This is a genomic window from Streptomyces sp. HSW2009 (assembly GCF_040240285.1).
Taxonomy (GTDB): domain Bacteria; phylum Actinomycetota; class Actinomycetes; order Streptomycetales; family Streptomycetaceae; genus Streptomyces.
The window spans coordinates 1-24,244 of record NZ_JBEHZD010000055.1 but is presented as its reverse complement, the minus strand read 5'-3'; the positions used below and the strand labels follow the sequence as shown (position 1 = coordinate 24,244).

Sequence of the window (24,244 nt, the reverse complement as noted above, 5' to 3'; positions counted from 1 at the left end):
CCCCCCCCCCCCCCCCCCCCCCCCCCCCCCCCCCCCCCCCCCCCCCCCCCCCCCCCCCCCCCCCCCCCCCCCCCACGGGAAGGTCAGCCCTCCTCGGCCGGCAGGTTCAGGGCCGGGTTGCGGTCGAAGAAGCCGCTCGGCCGCAGGGTGAAGCCGCAGTGGTCCACGGGCATCACCGGCCACTCCTCGGCGCGCGGCAGATGGGTGGGCCCGAAGGTGTGCCACACCGTCAGCTCGGTGTCCTCCAGTGACTCGCCCGGCACCGTCCACGACGTCACGCCGGCCCCGCCCGGGTGTTGGTTCGGGTAGTCGCCGGCCGGGTAGCGCCGGTCGGCCGTCTGCCGCGTCACCCACAGGTGCTTGGTCGCGTAGCCGAGCCTGCGGGTGACCGCCGCATCGGGCTGGGCCAGCAGGACCGGGCTCGGCTGCGGCACCAGCACGTAGCCGACGGGCTGTCCGACCCGGTTGCGCACGGACGGGTTGGTGATGCGCCAGTGTCGGCCCGTGGTGGCGTCGGCCAGCCGGCCGCCGTCGGCGCTGTCGGCCAGCGGCGTGGTGCGGATGGTGAACGCGTTGCCGTTGGGGTTGGCCGGCCCGGTGGGCACCGGTACCGCGTCCACCTCCTGCACGGTGTTGTGGTGGCCGTCGACCGCGACGTCCAGGCGTACGCAGAACAGGTGCTGGTGGTAGGGCGCGAGCAGGCCGGGCGCGAGTTCGGTGCCGTGCGGCGCGGTGGCGCCCGGCTCGATGGCGGTGGTCTGCACGATGCCGGTGGATTTCACCTCGAAGGCGATGCTGCCGTCCGGGTGGAAGTACCAATAGAAGCCATAGTCATAGTTGCCGACGGTCGCGATGTAGGAGATGACCAGCCGGCGCCCGCGGCGGCTGTGCACGGCGTTGCCGTTGAAGATGTCGGTGTGCTTCCAGAGCAGCCCGGTGTCCTCCTCGTGGATGCAGATCGCATTGGGCAGCGTCTCCGGGTGACCGTGGTCGTCGGTGAGCACGGCGTCCAGGTAGCGGATCTCGCCGAGGCAGTCACAGCCCAGGCGCAGCGCGTTGGCGTTGCGGCCGAGCGTGTACTCGCCGGCGTCCAGGAACGCCACCCAGTTGCGCGCCTCGTCCGCCTCGCCGTACGCGACGGCCATCTCCGCCAGCGAGGCGCGGTGCAGCACCGACCGCCGGCGCTCGCCGTCCTGGTAGCCGATCTGGTGCAGCACCAGGCCCTCGCGGGCGTTGAAGTCCACCCGCATGCTCCAGCCGAGCCAGTCCAGCCGGTGGCCGGTGAGGTGGAAGGAGGGGCCGTCGGGCTGGGTGATCCGCAGCGGGCGGACGTCGGTGCGCGGCGGACCGGTGAACTCCGGCTCGTACCGGCCGCACTCGGTGGGCACCGGCACGGCGCCCGTGTCGACGAGCCGTACGACGCGCCGCTGCGTCAGGTCCACGTCGGCGACCAGGCCGGCGACCGGGTGCGCCCAGGCGTTGTCCGAACTCGTACAGCGCAGATAGGTGGGTGAGCGCAGCAGTCGCCGCCCCGGCTCGTCCTCCAGGACCAGCGGGCCCGCCGCCAGCGGGGCGATCACGGCCAGGCTCGGGTCGGTGATGCCGCGCTCCGCCATGGCGCGCTGCCAGCCGGGGTCGGCCTTGACGATCTCCTCGCAGAGCTCGAACTCCTCCATGAGCAGCGGGGGTTGGCCCTCCTTGGGGGCATCGAGGTCGCGGTAGGAGAGCAGGGTCTGCGCGGTCAGGTCGACGACGGCTTCGGCGGCGGCGCCGGTGTCCTGGTCGAGCAGGGTGGCCCGCACACGCCGCACGACCGGGTCGCCGGGGCGGTGGGTGCTGGCGGTGTGCCGGTCCGGTTCGTGCGGCAGGACGAGCGGGAAGCGGGTGGCTCCGGTGACCTTGCCCGCGTCGGCCAGGACCCGCCGGGCGGTCGTGAACTCCTCGGCGGTCAGCGGGTCGAGCGGGTGCGCGGGGGCCTGCGCCCCAGGTTGCGGGGTCTCACAGCAGTTCATGCGGTGCTCCTTCGCGCGGTGCGGCGAGGTGCTTGCCGATAGCTGGTGGTCGAGCTGGCTGCTGGTGGCTCTGGTGTGCGTGGTCGGTCCAGCTCGCTGTCGGTCGAGAACCGTCCGCGCCGCGCCCCCGGCCAGCCGGGAGCGACGCGGGGTCCGGACCCGGGCGGTGGTGCGCGGTGCCGCGGGCGGGTGCGCCCTGGTGCGCGGTGCGGCGGCTGGTGCTCGTGGTGCGGCCGACGGCTGGTGCGTGCCGTACGGAGGTGACTGCCGGTGCGTGCCCGACGGGTCGTACGAGCCCGCCGGCTTGGTGCCCGCCCGACAGGTCGTACGGTTCCGACGAGTCGTACGGTTCCGCAAGGTCGTGCGGTCCTGACAGGTCGTACCGTTCCGAAAGGCCGTGCGGCCTTGACAGGTGGTGCCTCGTTAGATGGTGCTCACGCAGTGGTGCGGGGCGGGGCCGCCGGCCCATGTGCGGCTGCGGCCTTCTCCAGTTGGAATGCCTCGTTGCCCTTCCCTATTCCGCGGTGCACCTCCGGGCGTGTCGCGCGCAGCAGCAGTCCGTACCCGATGCCGATGACGACGGCGAGGCCCATCACGCCGGGCAGCAGCCAGCGCAGCGCGGAGTCCGGGTCGGCCTGGAGCAGCACGTCGAAGTCCTTGACGGCGTAGACCATGATGACGGCGAGCGCCACGGCCGACAGGCCCGAGCAGATGATGCGGGGCAGGTGGACGCGGGTGGCGCCGCGGCGGACGAAGAAGGCGATGACGGCGATGCTCGCGGTGGCCATCAGGGCCATCACGCCGAGCGCGCCCACGTTGCCGGCCCAGGTGAACAGGTGCAGCACCGGCGTGGTCGGGTCCCCGAAGGGCTTGTCGTCGCTGAGCGCGAACCCGGCCACGACGACCAGCGAGAGCACGCTCTGGAGCACGGAGCCGTAGGCGGGCGCGCCGCTCGACTTGTTGGTACGGCCGAACGCGGCGGGCAGCAGGCCCTCGCGGCCCATGGCGAAGGCGTAGCGGGCCACCACGTTGTGGAAGCTGAGCATGGCGGCGAACATGCCGGTCACGTAGAAGACGTGCATGGTGTTGGTGACCGCGGTGCCGAGCCGGTCCTCAGTCAGCCCGAACAGCATGCCGGGGCCCTGCGCCTGCGCGGTGGCCACCACCTCGGACGGGCCGGCCGCGACGCCGAGCACCCAGGAGCTGAAGGCGAAGAAGAGGGCGGCGAAGCCGACCGCGAGGAACATCACGCGCGCCACCACCACCTGCGGCCTGCTGGTCTCCTCGGCGTAGACCGGGGACTGCTCGAAGCCGGTGAAGGAGGCGATGCAGAAGCACAGGGCGGTGCCGAGGCCCGCGCCGGTGAGCGTGTCGGGGTTGAACGCGTGCAGCGAGACGCCCTCGGGGCCCGGGTCGCCGAGGCCGGCCACCGCGAACACCGACACCAACAGCACCTCGATGAGCAGCAGGACGCCGAGCACCTTGACGTTGAGGTCGATCTTGAGCCAGCCGAGCACACTGACCAGCACCACCCCGACCAGGGCCGGAATCCACCAGTCGACGCGCACGTCCAGGTGCTGGTCGATCAGCCCGGCGACCTCGAACCCGAAGATGCCGTAGATGCCGAACTGCATGGTGCTGTACGCGACCAGGGCGAGCACGGACGCCGCGGCGCCGGCGGTGCCGCCGAGGCCGCGGGCGATGTAGGCGTAGAAGGCACCCGCGTTGTGCACGTGGCGGCTCATCTCGGCGTAGCCGAAGCTGAACAGCGTGAGCACGACGCCCAGGATCACGAAGAGCAGCGGCTGACCGACGATGCCCATCACGGCGTACGTGGTGGGCATGACGCCGGCGACGACCATCATCGGCGCGCTGGCCGCCACCACGGAGAGCAGCAGCCCGGTCATGCCGATGCGGCCGGCGCGCAGCGCGCGGTCCTGGCCCTTGAACGTGCTGATCTCTCTCGCACGCGTGCTACCCGTCGTCATGGCGGACGGTTCCTTTCCACGGGAGGTGCCGGGAATCAGGTCAGGGTGAGCCGAGCGCCGCGGAGCGCGCGGCGCGGAATTCCTGTTTGGGATCGCGGTCGGTGTACGACCAGGGGGCCCGGGTGGCGTGCGGGCCGATGCGGTGGAAGAGCGCGGCGGCCTCGGCGAGACGTCCCTCGTGGTACGTGGCGTGGGCCAGGTAGTTGAGGTCTATCTGCTGGCGGGGGTGGTCCTCACCCTCCCATTCCAGCCACCAGTCAAAAGCCGCTTTCAGTACTTGTCGGGCCTTTCGCGTGTGCCAGTGCTGCGACTCGCCGGGGTTGCGCGGCACCGCGCCGGAGGCGGCGAGCACCCGGAACCGCTCGGCGTGCGCCACCACCGGCAGCACGGCCAGGGGCGAGTCCGCCGGCGCCTGCTCGGCGGCCCAGTCGGCGAAGTCGTACACCTCGTGCAGCGGGTCGCCGCCACCACCGTCACGCTCCGCGAGCGCGGCGGCCATCAGATGGTGTGCGTGGTGGTGGTCCGGGTGGCGGGCGCGCACCTGGTCGAAGGCGCGCGCACAGTCGTCGCCGGTGCCCAGGGTGCGGGCCAGGACGAGTTGCGCCAGCCACGGCGACGGGTCGGTCGGGACCAGTCGCGCGGCCACCAGACACTGCTCGCGCGCCGACTCGTACGACGCCTTGCCGCGCACCGCGCGCAGGGTACTGGCGCAGGCCAGCAGGGTCGCGGCGGCAGCACTGTCGGGTTCGGCGAGCTGCCATTCGCGCGCCCAGGAGACGCTGGCCCTGGCCTCGGCGAGGACCATCAGACGGTGCCCTCTGCGGTCCCAGTCCTCGCCGGTCTCGGCGAGCAGGGCCCGGGCGGCGCTCCACCGTCCCTGGGCGAGTGCGTTGCGGGCCGTGACCAGCTCCGCATCGTCCAGCGCGGGGTCAAAGGCGAACCGGCCCCTGCGCCACGGGCGGCCGATCGAGCGTGGCGGAGGCGTCATTCGTGAAGTTCCTCCACAACGCTGTCACCTCCAGCCCCGCAGCGGAATCCGTCCGCGCGAGGTGCGCCGGCCCCATCGGTGGCCCCCGGTGCCAGCGCCGCCGACGGCGAATGATCACGGACAGCAAACCGGTAGTCACTGCTCTGCGTCAAGGCCGGAAGACGCCCCCAACACGCCGTGACTTCCCCGTGTCCTGACCGCCCTCCACCCACCCCCGCCCACCGAGACCGGCCCTTCCTCACCGCCGAGCGGCATCATCACTGCTCACGGACGGTGCGACGACCATGACCGTATGGACCCAACTCCCTTTCACCACTGGCACGTTGATATCAGAACGTGATCCACGCCTGAACGGAACAAGACCCCGGACCGACGGATTTTCCTCGGCGGGGTGAGGGGTTGGGGGTTCGAGGGGGCCGAGGGGACGCCCGGCCGTGAGCGCCACGCCGGAGCGGCAGGGTCGATTGCCAGCCGCCCCGCCCCGCCGTTGCGGCGCCCCGCCCCGCCCCGCCGCATGGCTCACAGCGCCGCAGAGCTCACGACTCACAACAGGTCGCACAACTCTCGACTGACGTCGGCGCTGCTCGGCCGGTCGGCCGGGGACCGGCTCAGCATCCGGTCGATGAGCCCGCCCAGCGGACCCGGCACGTTGACCACCCGGTGCGGCTTGTCCACGACGGCCCGGCGCTGGTCCTCCCGAGTGGCGGCGTCCGGGTAGTCCACGTGCCGCCAGCCGGTGGCGGAGATGAAGTACGAGGCCCCCAGCGCGTACACATCGGCCGCCGTCGACGGCACGGCGGTACCGCTCTCCAGAACGCTGCGGGAGATCTCGGGAGCCTCGTAGTGGACCAGGCAGCCGCGGTAGCGGTAGTCGTACGCGGCCGGCACCTCGCCCCCGTGTGCCAACGCCACGTCGATGAGGCGCGTCCCGGCGGGCCCCACGATGAAGTGGTTGGGCTGTACGTCCCCGTGCGCCCAGCCACGGTCGTGCAGCTCGGCCAGCGTCACGGCGCAGGACCGGGCCTGCGCCAGATCGGGCGCCGCCGGCCGCAGATGATGCCGCCCGGGCCCCCACAGGTCGAACAGGGACTCCCCCTCGTGCCACGGCTGCGCGCTCCACGTGCCCCCGTCCCAGTCTCCGGACTGGATCTCGTCGGGTGCGGTGAGCTGCCGCAGGATGGCGGCCTCCCGGGCGGGAGCCAGAGCCGTCCAGGCGTGCCGGGGCGTGGGGTACCCCAACTTGACCGCCCGCCGCCCGCGCCGGGTCCGTACGTCCCAGACCGTCGAGCCGCGCCGGTTGACGACGAGCCGCCGACTCAGCGGCCCCACCACGCTCTCGACGTGCTCCGGGAGGTCGAAGGGGTCTTGGCCAGACATGTGTTGTCCTTTCAGCGGGGCCCGCGCCCGCGCGGCCCCGGCGGTGGCGTACCGGGGCGGGGCCGGGCGGGGCCGCGGGTGGTCAGATGCGGGTCATGGTCGAGGTGTAGCCGCCTCCGCCGGGGTAGACCCAGTCTCCGGTCATGGCCGTGCCGTCAGGGGTGAAGGTGCCGCGGAAGTAGGCGGGGCTGCCCTTGGCGTTCCGCGCAGCCCGGGGACTGCCAGCCGGCGCGTACCTCCTGGTACAACAGGAAAGAGCCAATAGCAGAGCAACGGGGAGGGGCCGGCGATGGGGGACGCCCGTACAGCAGAGGTCCGGCTGGTAGCGCACAGCGACCGCTTCGCAGCGGACGACGACCGTTGGCAGGAGCAGGTGTTGCTGTTGCATACGGCCCTGGCCGAGGCCACCGGGCTGATGGAGCACCGCCCCGCGCCGGGCCTCGCGCTTGCCGGTACCAAGGGCTCGGTCCTCCCCCTAGTGATCGGCCTCACCGGGCCCGCCGTCGCCGGCGTGGTGGCCGCCATCGCCGCCTGGCTGGGGCGCGACCGGGGCCGCAGCGTGCATCTGGCCTGGTCGGTCGACGGCCGCGCCGGCGAGTTCACCGTCACGGGCAGCACGATCGACAACGCGACCCTGCGCACCGCCCTTGAGCACGGCCTGCGGGCGGCCACAGAGGAGCACCCACCCACCGGAGACGAACCGACCGCCCCGGACGGTGCACCGAGTGACTGAGCCGGCGGGCGAGTTCCGGGCGCTGCTGATCGGCAACTCCGAGTTCTCCGGGCCGCCCGACGGCCTGCGCCCGCTGCTGGGGCCGCCGACCGACGTCCGCTCACTGGCCGCCGCGTTGACCGACCCGGACACCGGGCTGCACGGGGCCGACGGCGTACGCACCGTCCTTGAGGGCGACACCCAGCATGTCAAGGAGGAGTTGGCCGACTTCTTCGACAGCGCCCGCGCGCATCAGCAACTCCTCCTCTACTACAGCGGTCACGGCCTACTCGACCTGCGCAACCGGCTGCGGTTGTGCGTCCGCGATACCACGCACGAGCAGTTACGGGCCCGCTCGGTGGAGCTGCGGTTCATCGATGAGCTGATCGACGACTGCGCGGCACGGTCCATCGTCGTCATCCTGGACTGCTGTTTCAGCGGGGCAGCCGCGGCCAAGGGGGCGGACCCGGCAGCCCAACTCGCCGGTCGAGGCCGCTTTGTGATGACCAGCTCAAGCCATGCGGGCACCTCGGCAGACGCCACCAAGCACGGCACGCCGAGCCCCTTCACCCGCCATCTGGTGACCGGGTTACGGTCCGGTGCCTCCGGCCGGGACGGCTATGCGACTGCGTACGACGTCTACCGCTACGTCCACGACGAGCTGAGCCCCTCCGGCCAGGTCCCGCACGTGAAGACCCAGGCCGGGGTCGGCGCCATCCCGCTGGCCCGTCGCTCAGACCGGCCGGACCCACCCGAGACGCCCAGTGCCGGCGAGCGCGGGGACAGGGGAGGACTGGGCCCAGAGCAACAGGGGGCCGCCGAGCGCGTCGACGTCCGGCCCCACCTCGTCGATCAGCACGGACGCCGCACCACGATGCCCGCGTACACAGACTTCAGCGGGATGGTGTTCGTCCGGCTGCCGCCGCGCGACATGGTGATGCTGGCGATCCACCGGGACGAGATCGTCGCGGCGGGCGATGGCACGCCTGTAACCGCAGAGCTGTACCGCCGCGCCAGCCTCTCCTGGCGCGGGACCCACCCACAGGTCCGGGGTCGCAAGGTGGCCGACGTGCCGGTCGAACTCTTGGGCGGAGCCGTCTCGTTCACCCTGCCGACCGGCCATTGCGTGGAATGGTCGGCACCACAGGTACGGGCGTTCCTCCAGGCCGCGGAGCGGGGGCAGTGGCCGGGCACACCCCTACCGCCCCGGCGCGCCCTGCTCGCCGAACTGCGGGCCGACCGCGGCTACCGGCGGCTGCGGCGCCGGGGCATGCGGAGTGTGGCCTACGGCCTCGTCCTGGTCGTCGCAACGACGCTGCGGTACCCGCTGAGCGACGTCCTTGACCTGGGCGAGACGACCTGCCAGGCCCTCGACGTGGTCGTGGTCCCCAGCGGCATCGCCACACTCATGAGCCGGAAGAGCACCTGGCGGTTCATTCGCATCCGCAGCGTGTTGCGCAGCTCTGGCCTGTACGCCGTGTCGATGGCCATGTGTACCGGACGGGTGTCGGAGGATGTGTCCGACGGCATGAATGCCATCGAGGTGCGTCCGCCGTGGGCCTGGCTCTCGTACACCGACGCGGCGCGCCTGCGGCAGCCGTGGCAGGACGGTCACGCCGACACCTCGGATGCCTCTGACGACCCGGATCATTCGGACGTCTCAGCCGTGTTCGGCGATGACTGGCTGCCCCTCGCGGTGAAGCTGGACGGCATGCACGGCCGGGACGTGGATGACCGGTGCGCCGGTGGGTCGCGGTCAGCCGTCGAACGCGTCGAAGTCATCGGCACCCCCATGCCGGGCCGCTGGCTCGTCATCCGCACGGCCAGCGGTCTGCTCTGGCCGCGCAGTAAGGCCGAAGTTTCTTATTAGTTCCGGCTAGTTCCGGCCGTAGCTGACCACGCTCGCGTACAGCGTGAGATGTGCAGCGCGCGATATGAGGGCATCAGGCCGGAGATGTGTGAGGCGTCAGGCGTGCCGGCAGCCGGCTGCGGCCTCACCCCGCGTACGGCATGCCGACCGCCGTCATCATCGGTCCCACCCGCGTACGGCACGGCCGGCCGCAGGGACACGAACAGCCGCCACCCCTCCCCCCCTCGCCCCAGCCCAGCCCCCGCCGACTACCCCACCGCCTCCCCGACCGCACGCCCCGCCGTGCGGCCGGAGAAGAGGCAGCCGCCGAGGAAGGTGCCTTCCAGTGAGCGGTAGCCGTGCAGGCCGCCGCCGCCGAAGCCGGCGGCCTCGCCGACCGCGTACAGGCCGGGCAGCGGCGTGCCGTCGTCGGTCAGGACCCGGGATTGCAGGTCGGTCTCCAGGCCGCCGAGGGTCTTACGGGTGAGGACGTTGAGCCGCACGGCGATCAGCGGGCCCGCGTCGGGGTCGAGGATGCGGTGTGGTGCGGCGGTGCGGATGAGGCGGTCGCCCAGGTAGGAGCGGGCCCCGCGCAACGCCGTGACCTGGAGGTCCTTGGTGAACTTATGGTGCAACTCGCGGTCGCGCGCGGTGATTTCGCGCCGCAGCTCGGCCTCGTCGATGCGGCCGGACTTGCGCCTGGGATCGGCCTCGGTCAGCTCGTTCATCCGGCGCACCAGTGCGGTCAGCGAGCGTTCCACGATGAAGTCCTCGCCGTGGTCGAGGAACGCCTGTACGGGGCCGGGGACGCCGCCGCCCGCCCGGCCGAGCACCTGCCGGACGTGCCGGCCCGTCAGGTCGGGGTTCTGTTCGGACCCGGAGAGCGTGAACTCCTTCTCGATCATCTTCCGGGTGAGCACGAACCACGAGTAGTCGTATCCGGTGCGCATGAGGTGTTCGAGGGTGCCGAGGGTGTCGAAGCCCGGGAAGAGCGGCACCGGCAGCCGCTTGCCCAGCGCGTCCACCCACAGGGGCGAGGGGCCGGACAGGATGCGGATGCCGTGCTGCGACCAGATGGGGTTCCAGTTGGCGATGCCCTCGGTGTAGTGCCACATCCGGTCGCGGTTGACGAGGCGGGCGCCGGCCCGCTCCGCGACGCCGAGCATCGCGCCGTCCACGTGCGCGGGCACGCCGCTGAGCAGGTGCTCGGGCGGCGTGCCCAGGCGTCTTGGCCAGTTGCGGCGCACCAGTTCGTGGTTGCCGCCGATGCCGCCGGAGGCGACGATGACCGCCTGGGCCCGCAGTTCGAAGGCGCCGGCGACCTCCCGGCTGCTGGCGGTGCCGCGCTCGGCCGTCGAGGGCGCGAGCACCTCGCCGCTGACGGTGTCCACGGCGCCTGCGGTCCGGCTCAGCCCGGTGACCCGGTGCCGGAACCGCAGTTCCACCAGGCCGCGCGCCACCCCGGCGCGCACCCGGCGCTCGAACGGTGCGACCAGGCCGGGCCCGGTGCCCCAGGTGATGTGGAAGCGGGGCACCGAGTTGCCTGGCCCGGTGGCGGCGTATCCGCCGCGCTCCGCCCAGCCGACCACCGGGAAGAACCGCACCCCCTGGCCGTGCAGCCAGGCGCGCTTCTCGCCGGCGGCGAAGTCGACGTACGCCTCGGCCCAGCGGCGCGGCCAGCGGTCCTCCGGCCGGTCGAAGCCCGCCGTGCCGAGCCAGTCCTGCCAGGCGAGGCCGTGACTGTCGCGGATGCGCAGCCGGCGCTGCTCGGGCGAGTCGACGAGGAAGAGGCCGCCGAAGGACCAGTGCGCCTGGCCGCCGAGCGAGGCCGCGGGCTCCTGGTCGAGCAGGATGACCGTGCGGCCCGCGTCGACCAGTTCGGCGGGCGCGGCGAGCCCCGCGAGTCCCGCCCCGACCACGATGACATCCGCGTCGTACGCCATGGCTTCCATCCTCGTCGGGGCCGGCCGCCCTGCGCGCCCGGCCCGAAGACCTGCGCGCGTGCGTGCCCGACCCGAAGACCCTGCGCGGGCCCGGCGCCCGTCGTCTGCCCGATCCTCGTTACCCATGGGTATGCCGTCAACCGTCGGGACGCGACCGAAACGGCTGCGTACGGTCCTGGTTGGATGGCCGGATGACTGAGCAAGCGCCCCGTTCGGCGGATGAGGTACTGGACGTCGTGGACGAGCAGGACCGGGTGGTGGGCCAGGCCCCGCGCGGCGAGGTGTACGCCCGCGGGCTGCGCCACCGCTGTGTGTTCATCCTGGCCAAGGACGCCGCGGGCCGCGTCTTCGTCCACCGGCGGACCGCGCAGAAGCTCGTCTTCCCCGGCCTGTACGACATGTTCGTGGGCGGGGTGGTCGGCGCCGGCGAGTCGTACGGGGCGGCGGCGCTGCGCGAGGCCGAGGAGGAGCTCGGGGTCAGCGGGCTGCCCGCGCCGACGCCGCTGTTCTCCTTCTGCTTCGAGCGGCCGGGCGCGTCGTGGTGGTGCCGGGTGTACGAGGTCCGCTGTGACCTGCCGGTGAACCCGCAGGTCGAGGAGGTGGCCTGGCACGCGTTCCTCACCGAGGCCGAACTCGCGGCCAAGCTGACGGAGTGGGAGTGGGTCCCGGACGGCGCCGAGGGGTACGAGCGGCTGCTGGCCCACCGGGCGGCGGACGGCGGGGCGGAAGCCCCGGAGGACTGATCGCGGCGCGGTGCGGGGCTCGGGTCGCCGCAGGCTGATCGCGGTGGGGCACGGGGCGGCAGCCGCCACGGGCTGATCACGGCGCGGCTGGCGCAGGCGGGGCACGGGCCGGGGCACGGGCGCCGGCACAAGGCGCCCCCGGGCAGCGCTTCGGAGTGCGGCGCAGTCGCTGGCGCAGGGCGCAACGCGGATGGCGACTCGGATACGGCGCGGGAGTGCGGCGCGGCGCACCACACGGGCGGCGGCTCGGGGCGCAGGGGCAGAACCGCCCAGGCCCGCACCCTCGGCCGCGAACCCCCGGAGCAACGCGGCCCGGGCCGCCCGGCCTCCCCCCGCCCCACGCGTGGTGACGCCCGGATGGCCGGCCGGCGCTGAGCTCGGGCCCGGTCGGTGAACGTGGTCCACCTCGCAGCGCCCGGCGCACCGACCGCCACTAGCCTGGACGGCATGAACGTATCTGCACTGCCCTCATGACGCGCCACGGGGCGCCCCCGCCGGGCGGCGGAGCGGCGGCGGACGGTGACCCGACCGCCCGCGCTGATGCCCGGCCCGGGGCCGGTGAAGGGCCGGGCGCCGACGACGGGTCGGGCGGCGCGGCGGAGGACGGCGCGGGCGACGGCGCGGGCTGTACCCGCGGGTCCCCGGGGCCCGCGGGTACGGACGCCGCCCCCCCCCGGGGGGGGCGGCCGCGGGGGCGGGGGGCGGCGCCGACCGGGCGCGGGTGGCCGAACTGCTCACCGCCTCCGGTGTCGAGCACGCCGAGTACACCGGAGTGGACGCGCTCGTCTCCGCCCTCGACGAGGGCGCCGAGGCGCCCGACGTGGTCTGGGCCTGGTGCGGTGCGGACCCGGACGTCGACGATCTTGCTGACGCCGCCCGGAAGGCAACCCACCGGGCGCTGGCCCTGGTGCAGTCCTGGCTCGCCGAGGACCGGTTCGACGGCTCCCGGCTGGTCTTGGTGACCCGCGACGCGGTCGCCGCGGGGCCGGGCGAGTCCGTCGCCGGACTGTCCGACGCCGCCGTGTGGGGACTGATGCGCTCGGCGGCCACGGAGAACCCGGGCCGGCTGCTGCTGGTGGACCTCGACCGCCACGCCGAGTCGGCCAGCGCGGCTGCCGGTGTGGTGACGACCGCTATCGCGGCGGGCGAGCGCGAGGTGGCGGTCCGTGTCGGCCAGGGGCTGGTCCCCAGGCTCGCGAGGGACGCCTCCGGGCGAGTGCTCGAAGCCCCCGCCGGCACCTCGGCGTGGAAGCTCGACACCACGGGCGGCGGCACCCTGGACAGCCTCTTGCTGCTGCCCGACCCCGAGGCGGAGGCGCCGCTGGCCCCCGGACACGTCCGGATCGCGGTGCGTGCCGCCGGTCTGAACTTCCGTGACGCGCTGATCGCCATCGGCATGTACCCCGACGATCACGCCACCATGGGCGGCGAGGGCGCCGGTGTGGTCCTGGAGGTCGGACCGGGCGTGACCGACCTGGCACCCGGCGACCGGGTCATGGGCATGATCAACGCATCGTTCGGGCCCATCGCGGTCGCAGAGCGGCGACAGGTCGTCCCCCTGCCGCAGGGCTGGACGTTCGCCCAGGGCGCCTCGGTGCCAGTGGTCTTCCTGACGGCCTACCTCGGTCTGGTCGAACTCGGCAAGCTGCGGGCGGGCGAGTCCATCCTCGTGCACGCCGCCACCGGTGGTGTGGGCATGGCGGCCGTGCAACTCGCACGCCACCTCGGGGCCGAGGTCTACGCCACGGCCAGCCCCGGCAAGTGGGACACCCTGCGGGCGATGGGATTCGACGAGAAGCACATCTCCTCCTCCCGTGACCTGGACTTCGAGCCGCGCTTCATGGAGGCGACCGGCGGCCGGGGCGTGGACATGGTGCTGGACGCGCTCGCCCGCGAGTTCGTCGACGCCTCACTGCGGCTGCTGCCCAGGGGCGGGCGGTTCCTGGAGATGGGCAAGATCGACGTGCGCGACCCCGAGGTCGTCGCCGCGGACCACCCCGGGGTGGAGTACCAGGCGTACGACCTGGTCATCACCGACTTCGACCGGATCCAGCGGATGCTGGTCGAACTGGTCGAGCTCTTCAACCGCGGTGTGCTGAGCCCGCTTCCGGTGACGGCGTGGGACGTGCGGCGGGCCCCGGACGCGGTGCGGTACATCAGCCAGGCCCGGCACATCGGCAAGAACGTGTTCACCATGCCCCGGACCCTCGACCCCGAGGGCACGGCACTGGTGACCGGCGGCACCGGCGGTCTGGGCCGCGAGGTGGCACGCCATCTGGTGGCCGAGCGCGGGGTGCGCCACCTGGTGCTAGTCTCCCGGCGCGGGCCGGACGCGGAGGGCGCCACCGACCTCGCGGCCGAACTGACCGAGGCGGGCGCGTCGGTGACCCTGGCGGCCTGTGACGTGGCCGACCGTGCCTCGCTGGAGCGGGTGCTGTCCGGCATCCCCGCCGACCACCCGCTGACCGCGGTCGTGCACGCGGCGGGCGTACTCGACGACGGTGTCATCGACACCCTGTCGCCGAAGCGGATCGACGCGGTCTTCGAGCCGAAGGTCGACGCGGCGTGGAACCTGCACGAGCTGACCCGGGAGACGGACCTCGCGGAGTTCGTGATGTTCTCCTCCGTCGCCGGCGTGTTCGGCAGCCCGGGGCAGGGCAACTACGCCGCCGCCAACTCGTTCCTGGACGCGCTCGCCGCACATCGGCGCGCCCTCGGCCTCCCGGCGGTCTCACTGGCCTGGGGCCCGTGGGAGCAGGCCGGTGGCATGACCGGCACCCTCAGCCAGGCGGACATGGTGCGCATGGCGCGCGAGGGCATGGCGCCCCTGTCCATGGCGGGCGGTCTGCGTCTGCTGGACGCCGGCGCCGTCAGCGAGGACGCCCTGCTCGTGCCGATGCGGCTGGAGACCTCAGCGCTCAGCGGCGGCCAGACCGACATCCCCGCTCTGCTGCGCGGTGTGGTCCGCGTCCGGAGCAAGGCGGCGGCCGGCGGGAAGGCGACCGCCCCCGAGTCGGCCAAGGTACGGCTGGCCGGTCTGGCCGGAGCCGAACTTGAGCGGGCGCTGCTCGACCTGGTCCGTGGCAGCGCGGCGATGGTGCTGGGGCACAGCGGTGCCCAGTCGATCGAGCCCGACCGTTCCTTCCAGAACCTCGGCTTCGACTCGCTGGCGGGCGTGGAGTTCCGCAACCGGCTGAACTCGGCCACCGGGCTCCGCCTCCCCTCCACGCTGATCTTCGACAACCCCACGCCCGCGGCGCTCGCCGAGTACCTGCGCGGCCGGGTGGCGACGGACGGCCCAGCCGAGCCGGACGTCGACCCGGAAGAGGCCAAGATCCGCGCCCTTCTGACGTCGATCCCGCTGGAGCGGCTGCGCCGCGCGGGTCTGCTCGACACGCTCACCGAGCTGGCGAGCGGCAAGGACCAGGCCGAGAAGGACACCGAAGAGCAGGAGACGGACTCCATCGACGCGATGGACGACGACGACCTGATCGACATGATGCTCGGCGACCTCGACACGTGATGACCCGCGAGTCCCCCCCCCCGCGCCCCCCCGGGGGGCGCGCGGCCCCCGCCCCCCGCCGGGGGGGGGGGCCCCCCGGCCCCCCCCCCCCCCCCCCCCCCCCCCCCCCCCCCCCCCCCCCTCTCGCCGCCGGCCGCGGGGGCCCGCTGATGTGTATACCCCCCAGGGGGGCGGCGGCGCCGGTGGCGGGCGACCGCTGCCGAGTTGCGGCTGTGGTGGGCGCCGGGCCGGGTGCAGATCGAGGGCAAGACGCCCGACTACCGGTTCTCGCTGGCCAACGAGCGGACCTTTCTGGCCTGGCTGCGCACCGGCCTCGCGCTGGTGGGCGGCGGGTTCGCGGTGGACCAGTTCCTGCCGGACGAGGAACGCGCCCTGCGGACCGTACTGGCCGTCGCGCTGCTGGTGGGCGGGGCGCTGTGCGCGCTGCGCGCGGTCAGCCACTGGCTCCGCTGCGAGCGGGCCATGCGCCGCGGCGAAGACCTCCCCGTCTCCCGCTTCCCGACCGTGCTGGCGCTCGCGGTGGGCGTGCTGTCCGTGGTGATGGTGCTGGTGGTGGCGTTGGGCTGGGCGGGCTAGTGCCGGCGGCCCGCGACCCGGGGCTCCAGCCGGAGCGGACCCGGATGGCCTGGCGGCGCACCACGCTGGCCTGTGCCGTGGTGGCCGTGCTTGCCGGGCGGCAGGCGCTGGTCGGCGGGGACCGGCCGGTCGCCGTGCTCGCGCTGGCCGCGATCGGCCTGCTGTGGCTGGCGCTGTTGGCCGTGGCGCACCGGCGCATCCGGCTGCTGGCCGCACCGCGACCGCCCGTCCTGTCCCCGCGGGCGGCTGCGGCTGCGGCCTGGTGCGCGGTGCTGCTGAGTGCGGTGGGGCTGGGCGTCCTGCGGTAGGTGGGGCCGGCCCGCCCCGTATCCCGCGTACGTCTCGCGAGATCCCGCGTACGTCTGACGAACGGACGGCCGCCCGCCGATCCCGGGGCTCCCGGCGCGGGGCCGTGCCGCCCGGTCCTGGCTGCGGTGGCACCCCGCGCGCGAGGCGGTGTCGGGCACGGCGGGACGTGCCGCGGGGGTGCCCTTCCGGGGGCTGGGCCCGGGTGCCAGGCTTGGCGCGCCAACTCGCAGGTCTTGGAGAGGACAGCATGTCCCACATCAGCGCCAACGCCGCCACCTGGGCGGCGGCCACCGAGCCGTACCCGGTCCAACTGGCCCCGGGGGTGCACGCCTACGTCCAGCCGGATGGCGGCTGGTGCCTGAACACCGCGGGCTTCATCAGCGACGGCCGCAGTACGACGATGATCGACACGGCCGCCACCGAACGCCGGGCGCGTGCGCTGCGCGAGGCCGTGCTCGCCAGTGGGGCGCCGCTGCCCCAACTGCTGGTGAACACGCACCACCACGGCGACCACACCTACGGCAACTGGGTCTTCCTGCCCGAGGCCACCGCCGTGGGGCACGTCTCCTGCCGGGCCGAAACGCTGGCCAGCGGCCACCAGTTGCACGCCATCTGGCCCGAAGTCGACTTCGGCACGGTGGAGATCGCCCCGCCCACGCTCACGTACACCGACGCCCTGACGCTGCACGTGGGCGAGATCGAGGTGCAGTTGCACCACCCGGGCGTGGCGCACACCCTCGGCGACACCTTCGTCTGGCTGCCGGAGCAGCGCATCGTCTACACCGGTGACCTGGTCTTCCACGGCGGCACCCCGTTCGTTCTGATGGGCTCGCTCGCCGGCTCGCTGCGGGCCGTCGAGCAACTGCGGGCGCTGGACGCGGAGACGGTCGTGCCCGGGCACGGCACGATCACCGGGCCCGAGGTGTACGACACGATCGAGCGCTATCTGCGGTACGTGACCGAACTCGCCGCGCAGGGGCACCAGGCGGGCCACCCCCCGCTGGAGGTGGCGCGCCGGGCGGACCTCGGCGAGTTCGCACAGTTGCGGGAGAGCGAGCGGCTGGTGGCCAATGTGCACCGGGCGTACGCGGAACTCGACGGGCTGCCGCCGGGCGCCCCGCTCGACCCGGTGGCCGTCTTCTCCGACATGACCGAGCTCAACGGCGGACGCCCGGTGGCCTGCCACGCCTGAACCACCGGCCGGCCCGCCCGCCGGGTGGGGCCGTGCCCCGTCGCCCCGTCGCCCCGTGCGGACGGTTCGCGCCGTGCGGACGGTCCGACGGGGCACCCGGCGGCGGGGTCGCGCCGCCGGGGCCGCGCCGGCGGGCCGCCGGGTAGATCCGGCCGTTCGCACCGAAGGACGGCAGCGGAAGGGCCTGAGTTGCCCGCCGCGTGGCACGGCCCCGCCCCGGCGGCCGAAACCCGGCACCCCGGCCCCGTACCGCTGGACTCCATACCGACTGGTCGGCATCATGAGGCGATCACGGGGACCCGGTCCCGCATCCCGACCCGCCGGAGGCAGACTCGATGAGCGCAGGCAGCCCACTCCCGGGGCACGAGGCCACCGCCGAAGGCAAGGACGCGAGCACCACAGGCGCCACGGAAACCACAGACGCCGCAGATGTCGTCGACACCGCACCCGCCCCGGGAGCGGCGCCGCCGGGTGTCGATCTGGAGCGGGTGCGGGCCTTCCTGGACCGGGAGCTTCCGGGCCTGCTCCGCGGGCCGCTGCGCGCGAGCCTCATCGAGGGCGGCCGGTCCAACCTGACGTACGAACTGAGCGACGGCACGGCGCGGTGGGTGCTGCGCCGCCCGCCGCTGGGCCACGTACTGGCCACCGCGCACGACATGGCGCGCGAACACCGGGTGATCAGCGCCCTGCACCCCACCCCGGTGCCGGTGCCCGAGCCGCTGGCGCTGTGCACCGACCCGGCCGTGCTCGGCGCCCCGGTCTACGTGATGAGCCATGTGGCCGGCACCCCGTACCGCAGCGCCGGGCAACTCGCCGCGCTCGGCCCACAGGCCCCCCGCACGCTGCTGGTCGACCTGGTGGACACGCTGGTGGCGGTGCACGCGGTGGACCCGGCAGCGGTCGGGCTGGCCGACTTCGGCCGGCCCGACGGCTATCTGGAACGCCAACTGCGGCGCTGGGCCAAGCAGTTGACGCTGTCCACCAGCCGCGAGCTGGCCGGTATCGCCGAGTTGCAGCAGCGGCTGGCCGACGCGCTGCCCGCCTCGCCCGCGCCGCCCGTGCTGCACGGCGACTACCGGCTGGACAACGTGCTGGTCGACGCCGACCACACCATCGCCGCCGTGCTCGACTGGGAGATGTCCACGCTCGGCGACCCGCTCGCCGACCTGGGGCTGCTCATCATGTACACCGAACTGCCCGAGTTGCCCGACGCGCCGATCCGCTCGATGCGCGGCGCCCCCGGCCACCCCTCGTCCGCCGAACTGATCGAGCGGTACGCGGCGCGCTCGGGCCGCGACGTGGCGTCCCTCTCCTGGTACACCGCGTTCGCCTTCTTCAAGCTCGCCGTGATCGCCGAGGGCATCCACTACCGCTACGGGCTCGGCCAGACCGTCGGCGCCGGATTCGACCGGATCGGCGCGCTGGTCCCGCACCTGATCGACAGCGGACTCACCACCGTACGGAAGGGCTGAACCGGCCGTGGACTTCGCCTACGACGCCAGGACCGAGGAGTTGCGCGGGCGGCTGCTCGCCTTCCTGACCGAGCACGTCCACCCGGCCGAGGCGCTCGCGCAGCAGCAGCGCGCCGCCCAGGCCGACCCGTGGGTGCAGCCGCCGGTGGTGGCCGAACTCCAGCGGGAGGCGCGCCGGCAGGGCCTGTGGAACCTGTTCCTGCCCGACGCCCGGTACGGAGCCGGCCTGACCAACGTGCAGTACGCGCCGCTCGCCGAGCTCACCGGGCGCAGCCCGCAACTCGCCCCGACAGCCCTGAATTGCGCCGCGCCCGACACCGGGAACATGGAGCTGCTGGCCGAGTTCGGCACCGCCGAGCAGCGCGAGCGCTGGCTCGTGCCGCTGCTCGCCGGCGAGATCAGGTCCGCCTTCGCGATGACGGAGCCGGACGTGGCCTCCTCCGACGCCACCAACATCGAGACCCGGATCGAGCGGGACGGCGACGCGTACGTCATCACCGGCCGCAAGTGGTACATCTCCGGCGCCATGAACCCCGCCTGCCGGGTCTTCATCGTGATGGGCAAGACCGACCCGGACGGCGCGGACGTGCGCCGGCAGCAGTCCATGGTGCTGGTGCCGCGCGACGCGCCGGGCGTCGAGGTGCGCCGGGCCATGCAGGTCTACGGCTACGCCGACCACTACCACGGCGGGCACGCCGAGGTGGTCTTCGACCGGGTGCGGGTGCCCGTCGACCACCTCGTCGGGGACGAGGGCGGCGGCTTCGCCATCGCCCAGGCCCGGCTCGGCCCCGGCCGCATCCACCACTGCATGCGGCTGATCGGGATGGCCGAGCGGGCGATCGAGCTGATGTGCCGCCGGGCCACCGGCCGTACCGCCTTCGGCCGGCCGCTCGCCGCGCAGGGCCAGGTCCAGGCGTGGATCGCGGACGCCCGGGTGAGCGTGGAGCAGTTGCGGCTGCTGGTGCTCAAGACGGCCTGGCTGATGGACACGGTGGGCAACCGGGGCGCCCACACCGAGATCCAGGCCATCAAGATCGCCACCCCGCGGGCCGTCGCGCACATCATCGACCAGGCGGTGCAACTGCACGGCGGCGGTGGCGTGGGCCAGGACTTCCCGCTCGCCGAACTGTGGGCGGCGGCCCGCACCCTGCGCCTCGCCGACGGCCCCGACGAAGTGCACCAGCGCTCGCTGGCCCGGCGCGAACTCAAGCGGTACGGGGCGGGGAGCTGAGCGGCCTTCCGGCGGGGCCCGGCGGGTCCGGTCCCGCCAGGAGCGCGGGCGGCGGGCGGTAGGTGACCGGCCGTCGGCTACCTGCTACCGGCCGCCAGTTACGTGCGCAGCGCGCGCAGCAGCAGGTCGGCCAGGTGGTCGGCGACCTGCTGGGCGGTGAGCGGGCCGTCCGGGCGGTACCAGGTGCCCAGGTGGTGCACGGAGCCGAAGTGGTAGTCGACCACCAGGTCGGCGGGGGTCGCCTCGCTGAAGACGCCGGCCCGCTGGCCCTCTTCGACCAGCGCCCGGAACCGCTCGTGGTAGCGCCGCCGCTCGGCCCGTACCTGCTGCTGCTTCTCGGGGCTGAGCTGGTGCATCGACCGGAAGAAGATCTTCGTGTCGTCCAGGTTCTCGATCGTGGTGACCACGACGTCGGCCGCGGCGTCCCGCAGCCGCCGTTCCACCGGCGCGTCCGCGTCGGCGAACGCGTCGAGCCGCTCCTGCTGCAACCGCAGCACCCGCCCGTACACCTCGTGCAGCAGGTCGTCCTTGGAGCCGAAGTAGTGGTAGAGCGCACCCTTGGTGACACCGGCCGCAGCCACGATCTCCTGGACCGAGGTGCGGTCGTAGCCGCGTTCGGCGAAGAGCGTGGTGGCCGCGGCCAGCAGCCGCTGCGGCACCGGTGCGGCCTGTGCGCCGCCGTCCGTCGTCCTGGCCATCGCCGTCACCGACCCCTCGTCTCGTCACCCGCGGCACGTCTCGTCACCCGCGGCACCACCGCGTCACCTCCGCCGGCCGGCGGCTGGGGGCGGCTGCCCGGCGGGGGCCGCCGCCGTCGACCGCTGCCGGTGCGCGCCTCCCGTCGGAGGATCTTCCCACTGGTCGCCCGGGCGGACCCCGGCAGGTTCTCCCCTACTCGGGGCATTTGTACGGTGCGGCGCCGGGCCTTGGCGGTGGGGCAGCCGGCCGGCCTGGCAGTCGGCGCTGTCCGGGCCCGGGGCAGTCGGTCGCCGGCCGGGCGGTGGGACCGTGGTTCGCCACCCGGCCCGGCCGCCCGGCCCGCTAACGCGCCACCGCCGTCAGCGCGGCTCGGTGGGCAACTGCTCGACCTTCTGCTGGAGCTTGTTGACGCCGGCCAGCCAGCGGTCGGGCTCGGCGGCGCGGCCCGCGTAGTACGCGGCGACCTCGGGGTGCGGCAGGATCAGGAAGCGCTCGTCGGCGATGCCCGCGAAGAGCGCGTCGGCGACCTGGTCCGGCTCGATGGCGGTGGGCGCGAGCACCAGTTCACCGGTGGCGCCCGCGCTGGTCAGCATGTCGGTGCGGACGCCGAGCGGGCAGATCGCGTGCACGTGGACGCCCCGGTGCCGGTAGGTGGCGGACAGCCACTCGGCGAAGGCGTACGCGGCGTGCTTGGAGACGCTGTACGGGGCGGAGCCGACCATGGTGAGCAGGCCGGCGGCGGAGACGGTGGAGACGAAGCGGCCCTGCCCGCGGTCCAGCCAGTCGGGCAGCAGCGCACGCGCCGCGCGCACGTGCGCCATGACGTTGACGTCCCAGGCCGCCGCCCACCCGTCCTCGTCCGCCTCGGGGCCGCCGGTCGGGGCGACGCCGGCGTTGGCGCAGAACACGTCGACGGCGCCGCCGAGCGCGTCCCGGGCGGCCGGCACCACGGCGGAGGCGTCGCCCGGCACCGCGACGCCGCCGACCTCGGCGGCCACCGCCCGCGCCCGGTCGGCGTCGATGTCGTTGACCACGACCCGGGCGCCCCGGGCGGCGAACCCCCGCGCGAGCGCGGCCCCGATCCCGCCGCCCGCCCCCGTCACGACCACTCCCGCACCCCGCACGGTCTCCACGCTGTGCCCTCCCGGTCCCGGCCGCCGACGCCGCAGCACCCCGCCGCCCCGACACCGGGCCCGGGCCGCGCTGCTGACTGCTGACTGCTGACTGCTCGCAGACTAACCAGTCGGTATGTGCTGCTGGAAGGGTGCGTTTCGGCCCCGGGGAGGTCGGGCCCTGCGGGGCCGGCGAGGGGGCGGGCGCAGCGCCCGGCGCCGCTGCGGAACGACTCGGCCGCCCCGCATTCCCCGGGTCACGGCGGCAGCTTATCCACACGTCCACGGATTTCGACAATCAGAAACTGATCCAGAGATCACGTGGAATGTTCTGGAGATTTGTTCCGCTTTTTGTGGCTGGCCGCACGGCGCACATGGAAGGCTTTTATGTCGTCGCACTCCCCCGTCGCACATGGCTTTTCCATGACCGTCGGGAATTCCCTTTCTGACCTTTCCCCGAGCAAGGAGAATGACGCACGTGAGTTACTCCCAGGCCGCCCCTCCCGTCGGCGACCATCACCGGGCCGCTCCACGGGCCCGGCGCCCAGGACTGTTCCTGGCCCTGCTGCTGACCTCCGCATTGGCGGCACTGAGCGGGGTGTTCGGCGCGGTGTTGGTGTTCGCCGGCGGCACGGACATGGCCGAGACCAACGTCAAGGACGTCATCGACGACCACCCCGACGTGCTCGGGCTCGGTTCGGAATTCACCGCGGCCGACTTCAAGCAGGTCACCGGCCCTATGTGGGACGAGCTGATAAGCGACCGGCAGGACACGCTCACCGCCCGGGCCACGATGGTCGCCGTCTTCGCCGCCTTCGCCCTGATCGCGACCCTGTTGGCGCGTAAGGCGGCAACCTGGTCGCGGGTCCTCATCACCCTCACCGCCCTCGTTTCCCTCATTCCGCATTTCCTCATCGTCGGCGACTACGAACCCGCTTCGGTCACCGCACTCAGCTACCTCGCCATCGTGGCCAGTGCGCTCGCCGTGGTGCTGTGCTGGCTACCGGCGGTGGGGCGGTACGGGCGCGAGATGAAGGCACGCGGTTAGGGTTCGCAGCCAAGACGCGCGGCTCAGGGCGAGCGGTTAAGGCACCCGGCCAAGGGAGCGGCTTGGGCACGCGACTCAGGGCGGGCGGTTGGGGCCGGCGGTTAGGGCGCCCGCCGCCGACGCCCCCGCACTCCCACAGCCGGCGCCCCGCACTCCCACGGCCGGGGCCCCGCACTCCCGCCGCCGGGGCCCCGCACTCCCGCCGCCGGGGCCCCGTAACCACCACCGCACCACCCCCACCCACCCCACGACACCCCCGTACGCCGCTCCGTACGCCGCCCCCTCGGGGCCGATCCGCGGGCCGGCCCCGACCCGCCGCGCCGACCCGGCCCGGCCCGGCCGACGGCGCCGCCCGGCGCGCGGGCCCCATCAACCCGGTGGGGCCCGCACCGCGTCCGCCGGGCGCCGTCCCGGGGCGGTCCGGTTTGCTGTCCCCGCGGGCGGGTAGCCGCCGACGAGGCCGCCGTTACGGCCCGCAACCCGGATTCGGCGCGGTGCAGGAACCCGACGACCGGCGCGGTGTGCGGCGGCGGCGCCATCGGCACACCGCCGAGTACGGGCTCACCTGCGGCCCCGACCAGCCGCCGGCACCGCCCGTGGCGCCGCCGGCCCCACCCGTTCCCGTACCGCTCCGGGGCCGCGACCGTGACGGTGAGTCGGACGACGGAGCAACACGATGGAGCCAAATCGCGGCGGGCCACGTCCATGGGACATCGGGTCTGGTCCGCACGTCGGAGGTGGAATGCTTTGGCCGGTTTCAGAGCACTGGCACGAGAAGTCCGCGATCCCCACAACAACGTCGCGCTGCGCCGCACCTCGCTGCGCAAGTGCCTGGAGCGCTTCGCTCCGTACGGGCACCGCGCGACCTGGCACCACCTGTGCGTACGCACCGGGATGCGGCCGGGGGACCGCGATCCCGACCCGGCGCGGCTAGGCGCCGCGCTGACGGAGCTCGAAGAGGCGCGGGAGGTGTGGCTTGCCTACGAGGCCGAGTTCGCCGCCCGGCGCCGGCGCGAGAAGCACGACGGGGTGCGCCAGCCGAGCCCCGTGGACGATTGGCACCGGCTGACCTGGGGCGGCTGTGAGGTCGTCCGGTGCGCCGACCCCGAAACCCATCCGAGCGCCCCGCTGCCGCAGGTGCTGCGGCGGGTCATCGCGGCCATGGAAACGCCCGACGGGCCGCGGGCCGGCTGCCCGGTGTGCGGCGACGAACGGACGGTCAGGGCCGAACTCGCGGGCCGCTCCTGGGAGAGCGGGCCGATCTGCGGGCACTGCGGCATCGTGGTGCCCCGCCCGCCGGCCGCGACCTGCGCACCCGCCCTGGCCGGCGCGCGCTGAGCGGGGCAGCAGGCACTGAGCGGGGCGGGGGCCGCCGACCGGGCCGCCCGGCGTCGGGGGGGGGGGGGGGGGGGGGGGGGGGGGGGGGGGGGGCGGGGGGGGGGGGGGGGGGGGGGGGGGGGGGGGGGGGGG

Annotated in this window: 18 protein-coding genes; 11 read left to right on the top strand and 7 right to left on the bottom strand. The window is 73.8% G+C overall.

Features of this window, described 5'->3' with window-relative positions:
• Positions 1 to 83: 83 nt before the first annotated feature.
• The 4 genes from AAHZ94_RS07185 to AAHZ94_RS07170 all read right to left on the bottom strand — a co-directional run bounded on the left by AAHZ94_RS07185 (position 84) and on the right by AAHZ94_RS07170 (position 6,365).
• Positions 84 to 2,012: a primary-amine oxidase gene (locus tag AAHZ94_RS07185; RefSeq protein WP_349991474.1), complete on the bottom strand. Its 1,929-nt coding sequence runs from the start codon at positions 2,010 to 2,012 to the stop codon at positions 84 to 86.
• 434 nt (positions 2,013 to 2,446) lie between these two features.
• Positions 2,447 to 4,000 carry an APC family permease gene (locus AAHZ94_RS07180; RefSeq protein ID WP_349991472.1) on the bottom strand — a complete coding sequence of 518 codons (1,554 nt, stop codon included), beginning with the start codon at positions 3,998 to 4,000 and terminating at the stop codon, positions 2,447 to 2,449.
• A 40-nt stretch (positions 4,001 to 4,040) separates the two neighbouring features.
• A complete protein-coding gene (locus tag AAHZ94_RS07175; protein WP_349991471.1) occupies positions 4,041 to 4,988 on the bottom strand; it encodes a hypothetical protein in 948 nt (315 codons plus the stop codon).
• Between the two features lie 543 nt (positions 4,989 to 5,531).
• Positions 5,532 to 6,365 (bottom strand): protein kinase family protein, encoded by an 834-nt coding sequence (locus AAHZ94_RS07170; protein WP_349991469.1) that lies wholly within the window; start codon positions 6,363 to 6,365, stop codon positions 5,532 to 5,534.
• Between the two features lie 289 nt (positions 6,366 to 6,654).
• Here AAHZ94_RS07170 and AAHZ94_RS07165 point away from each other — a divergent pair, with 289 nt between their 5' ends.
• Both AAHZ94_RS07165 and AAHZ94_RS07160 read left to right on the top strand, forming a co-directional pair.
• Positions 6,655 to 7,098: a hypothetical protein gene (locus AAHZ94_RS07165; protein WP_349991467.1), complete on the top strand. Its 444-nt coding sequence runs from the start codon at positions 6,655 to 6,657 to the stop codon at positions 7,096 to 7,098.
• Positions 7,091 to 8,947 carry a caspase family protein gene (locus AAHZ94_RS07160; protein WP_349991465.1) on the top strand — a complete coding sequence of 619 codons (1,857 nt, stop codon included), beginning with the start codon at positions 7,091 to 7,093 and terminating at the stop codon, positions 8,945 to 8,947. Before AAHZ94_RS07165 ends, AAHZ94_RS07160 begins: the two co-directional genes overlap by 8 nt.
• 248 nt (positions 8,948 to 9,195) lie before the next feature.
• Here the strand turns inward: AAHZ94_RS07160 and AAHZ94_RS07155 are convergent, their stop codons facing one another.
• The gene (locus AAHZ94_RS07155) at positions 9,196 to 10,869 is read right to left on the bottom strand and encodes an FAD-binding dehydrogenase (RefSeq protein ID WP_349991463.1); all 1,674 of its coding nucleotides are present in this window, start codon (positions 10,867 to 10,869) and stop codon (positions 9,196 to 9,198) included.
• Between the two features lie 191 nt (positions 10,870 to 11,060).
• Here AAHZ94_RS07155 and AAHZ94_RS07150 point away from each other — a divergent pair, with 191 nt between their 5' ends.
• From AAHZ94_RS07150 to AAHZ94_RS07120, 7 genes are all read left to right on the top strand, one after another.
• On the top strand, positions 11,061 to 11,612 hold the full coding sequence (locus AAHZ94_RS07150; protein WP_349991462.1) for an NUDIX domain-containing protein: 552 nt from the start codon (positions 11,061 to 11,063) through the stop codon (positions 11,610 to 11,612).
• Positions 11,613 to 12,333: 721 nt separating this feature from the next.
• Positions 12,334 to 15,135, top strand: coding sequence for an SDR family NAD(P)-dependent oxidoreductase (locus AAHZ94_RS07145; protein ID WP_349991461.1), 2,802 nt, complete (start codon positions 12,334 to 12,336; stop codon positions 15,133 to 15,135).
• Positions 15,136 to 15,339: 204 nt separating this feature from the next.
• Entirely contained in the window at positions 15,340 to 15,711 is a 372-nt protein-coding gene (locus AAHZ94_RS07140) for a YidH family protein (RefSeq protein ID WP_349991460.1), read from the top strand.
• Complete coding sequence (locus tag AAHZ94_RS07135; protein ID WP_502964597.1) at positions 15,699 to 16,019, top strand: DUF202 domain-containing protein; 321 nt, start codon at positions 15,699 to 15,701, stop codon at positions 16,017 to 16,019. The genes AAHZ94_RS07140 and AAHZ94_RS07135 overlap by 13 nt, the downstream gene beginning before the upstream one ends.
• Before the next feature lie 248 nt (positions 16,020 to 16,267).
• Positions 16,268 to 17,212, top strand: coding sequence for an MBL fold metallo-hydrolase (locus AAHZ94_RS07130; RefSeq protein ID WP_349991458.1), 945 nt, complete (start codon positions 16,268 to 16,270; stop codon positions 17,210 to 17,212).
• Positions 17,213 to 17,547: 335 nt separating this feature from the next.
• Positions 17,548 to 18,684, top strand: coding sequence for a phosphotransferase family protein (locus AAHZ94_RS07125; protein WP_349991457.1), 1,137 nt, complete (start codon positions 17,548 to 17,550; stop codon positions 18,682 to 18,684).
• 7 nt (positions 18,685 to 18,691) lie between these two features.
• The gene (locus AAHZ94_RS07120) at positions 18,692 to 19,915 is read left to right on the top strand and encodes an acyl-CoA dehydrogenase family protein (RefSeq protein WP_349991456.1); all 1,224 of its coding nucleotides are present in this window, start codon (positions 18,692 to 18,694) and stop codon (positions 19,913 to 19,915) included.
• 98 nt (positions 19,916 to 20,013) lie between these two features.
• Here the strand turns inward: AAHZ94_RS07120 and AAHZ94_RS07115 are convergent, their stop codons facing one another.
• The gene (locus AAHZ94_RS07115) at positions 20,014 to 20,613 is read right to left on the bottom strand and encodes a TetR/AcrR family transcriptional regulator (protein ID WP_349991454.1); all 600 of its coding nucleotides are present in this window, start codon (positions 20,611 to 20,613) and stop codon (positions 20,014 to 20,016) included.
• A gap of 360 nt (positions 20,614 to 20,973) precedes the next feature.
• Positions 20,974 to 21,747, bottom strand: a complete 774-nt coding sequence (locus AAHZ94_RS07110) for an SDR family oxidoreductase (RefSeq protein ID WP_349991452.1) — start codon at positions 21,745 to 21,747, stop codon at positions 20,974 to 20,976.
• A gap of 457 nt (positions 21,748 to 22,204) precedes the next feature.
• On the opposite strand from AAHZ94_RS07110, the gene AAHZ94_RS07105 reads away from it, so the two are divergent.
• Together AAHZ94_RS07105 and AAHZ94_RS07100 are read left to right on the top strand one after the other, a co-directional pair.
• Positions 22,205 to 22,774 carry a hypothetical protein gene (locus AAHZ94_RS07105; protein WP_349991450.1) on the top strand — a complete coding sequence of 190 codons (570 nt, stop codon included), beginning with the start codon at positions 22,205 to 22,207 and terminating at the stop codon, positions 22,772 to 22,774.
• A gap of 747 nt (positions 22,775 to 23,521) precedes the next feature.
• Complete coding sequence (locus AAHZ94_RS07100; RefSeq protein WP_349991448.1) at positions 23,522 to 24,112, top strand: hypothetical protein; 591 nt, start codon at positions 23,522 to 23,524, stop codon at positions 24,110 to 24,112.
• Positions 24,113 to 24,244 lie beyond the last annotated feature (132 nt).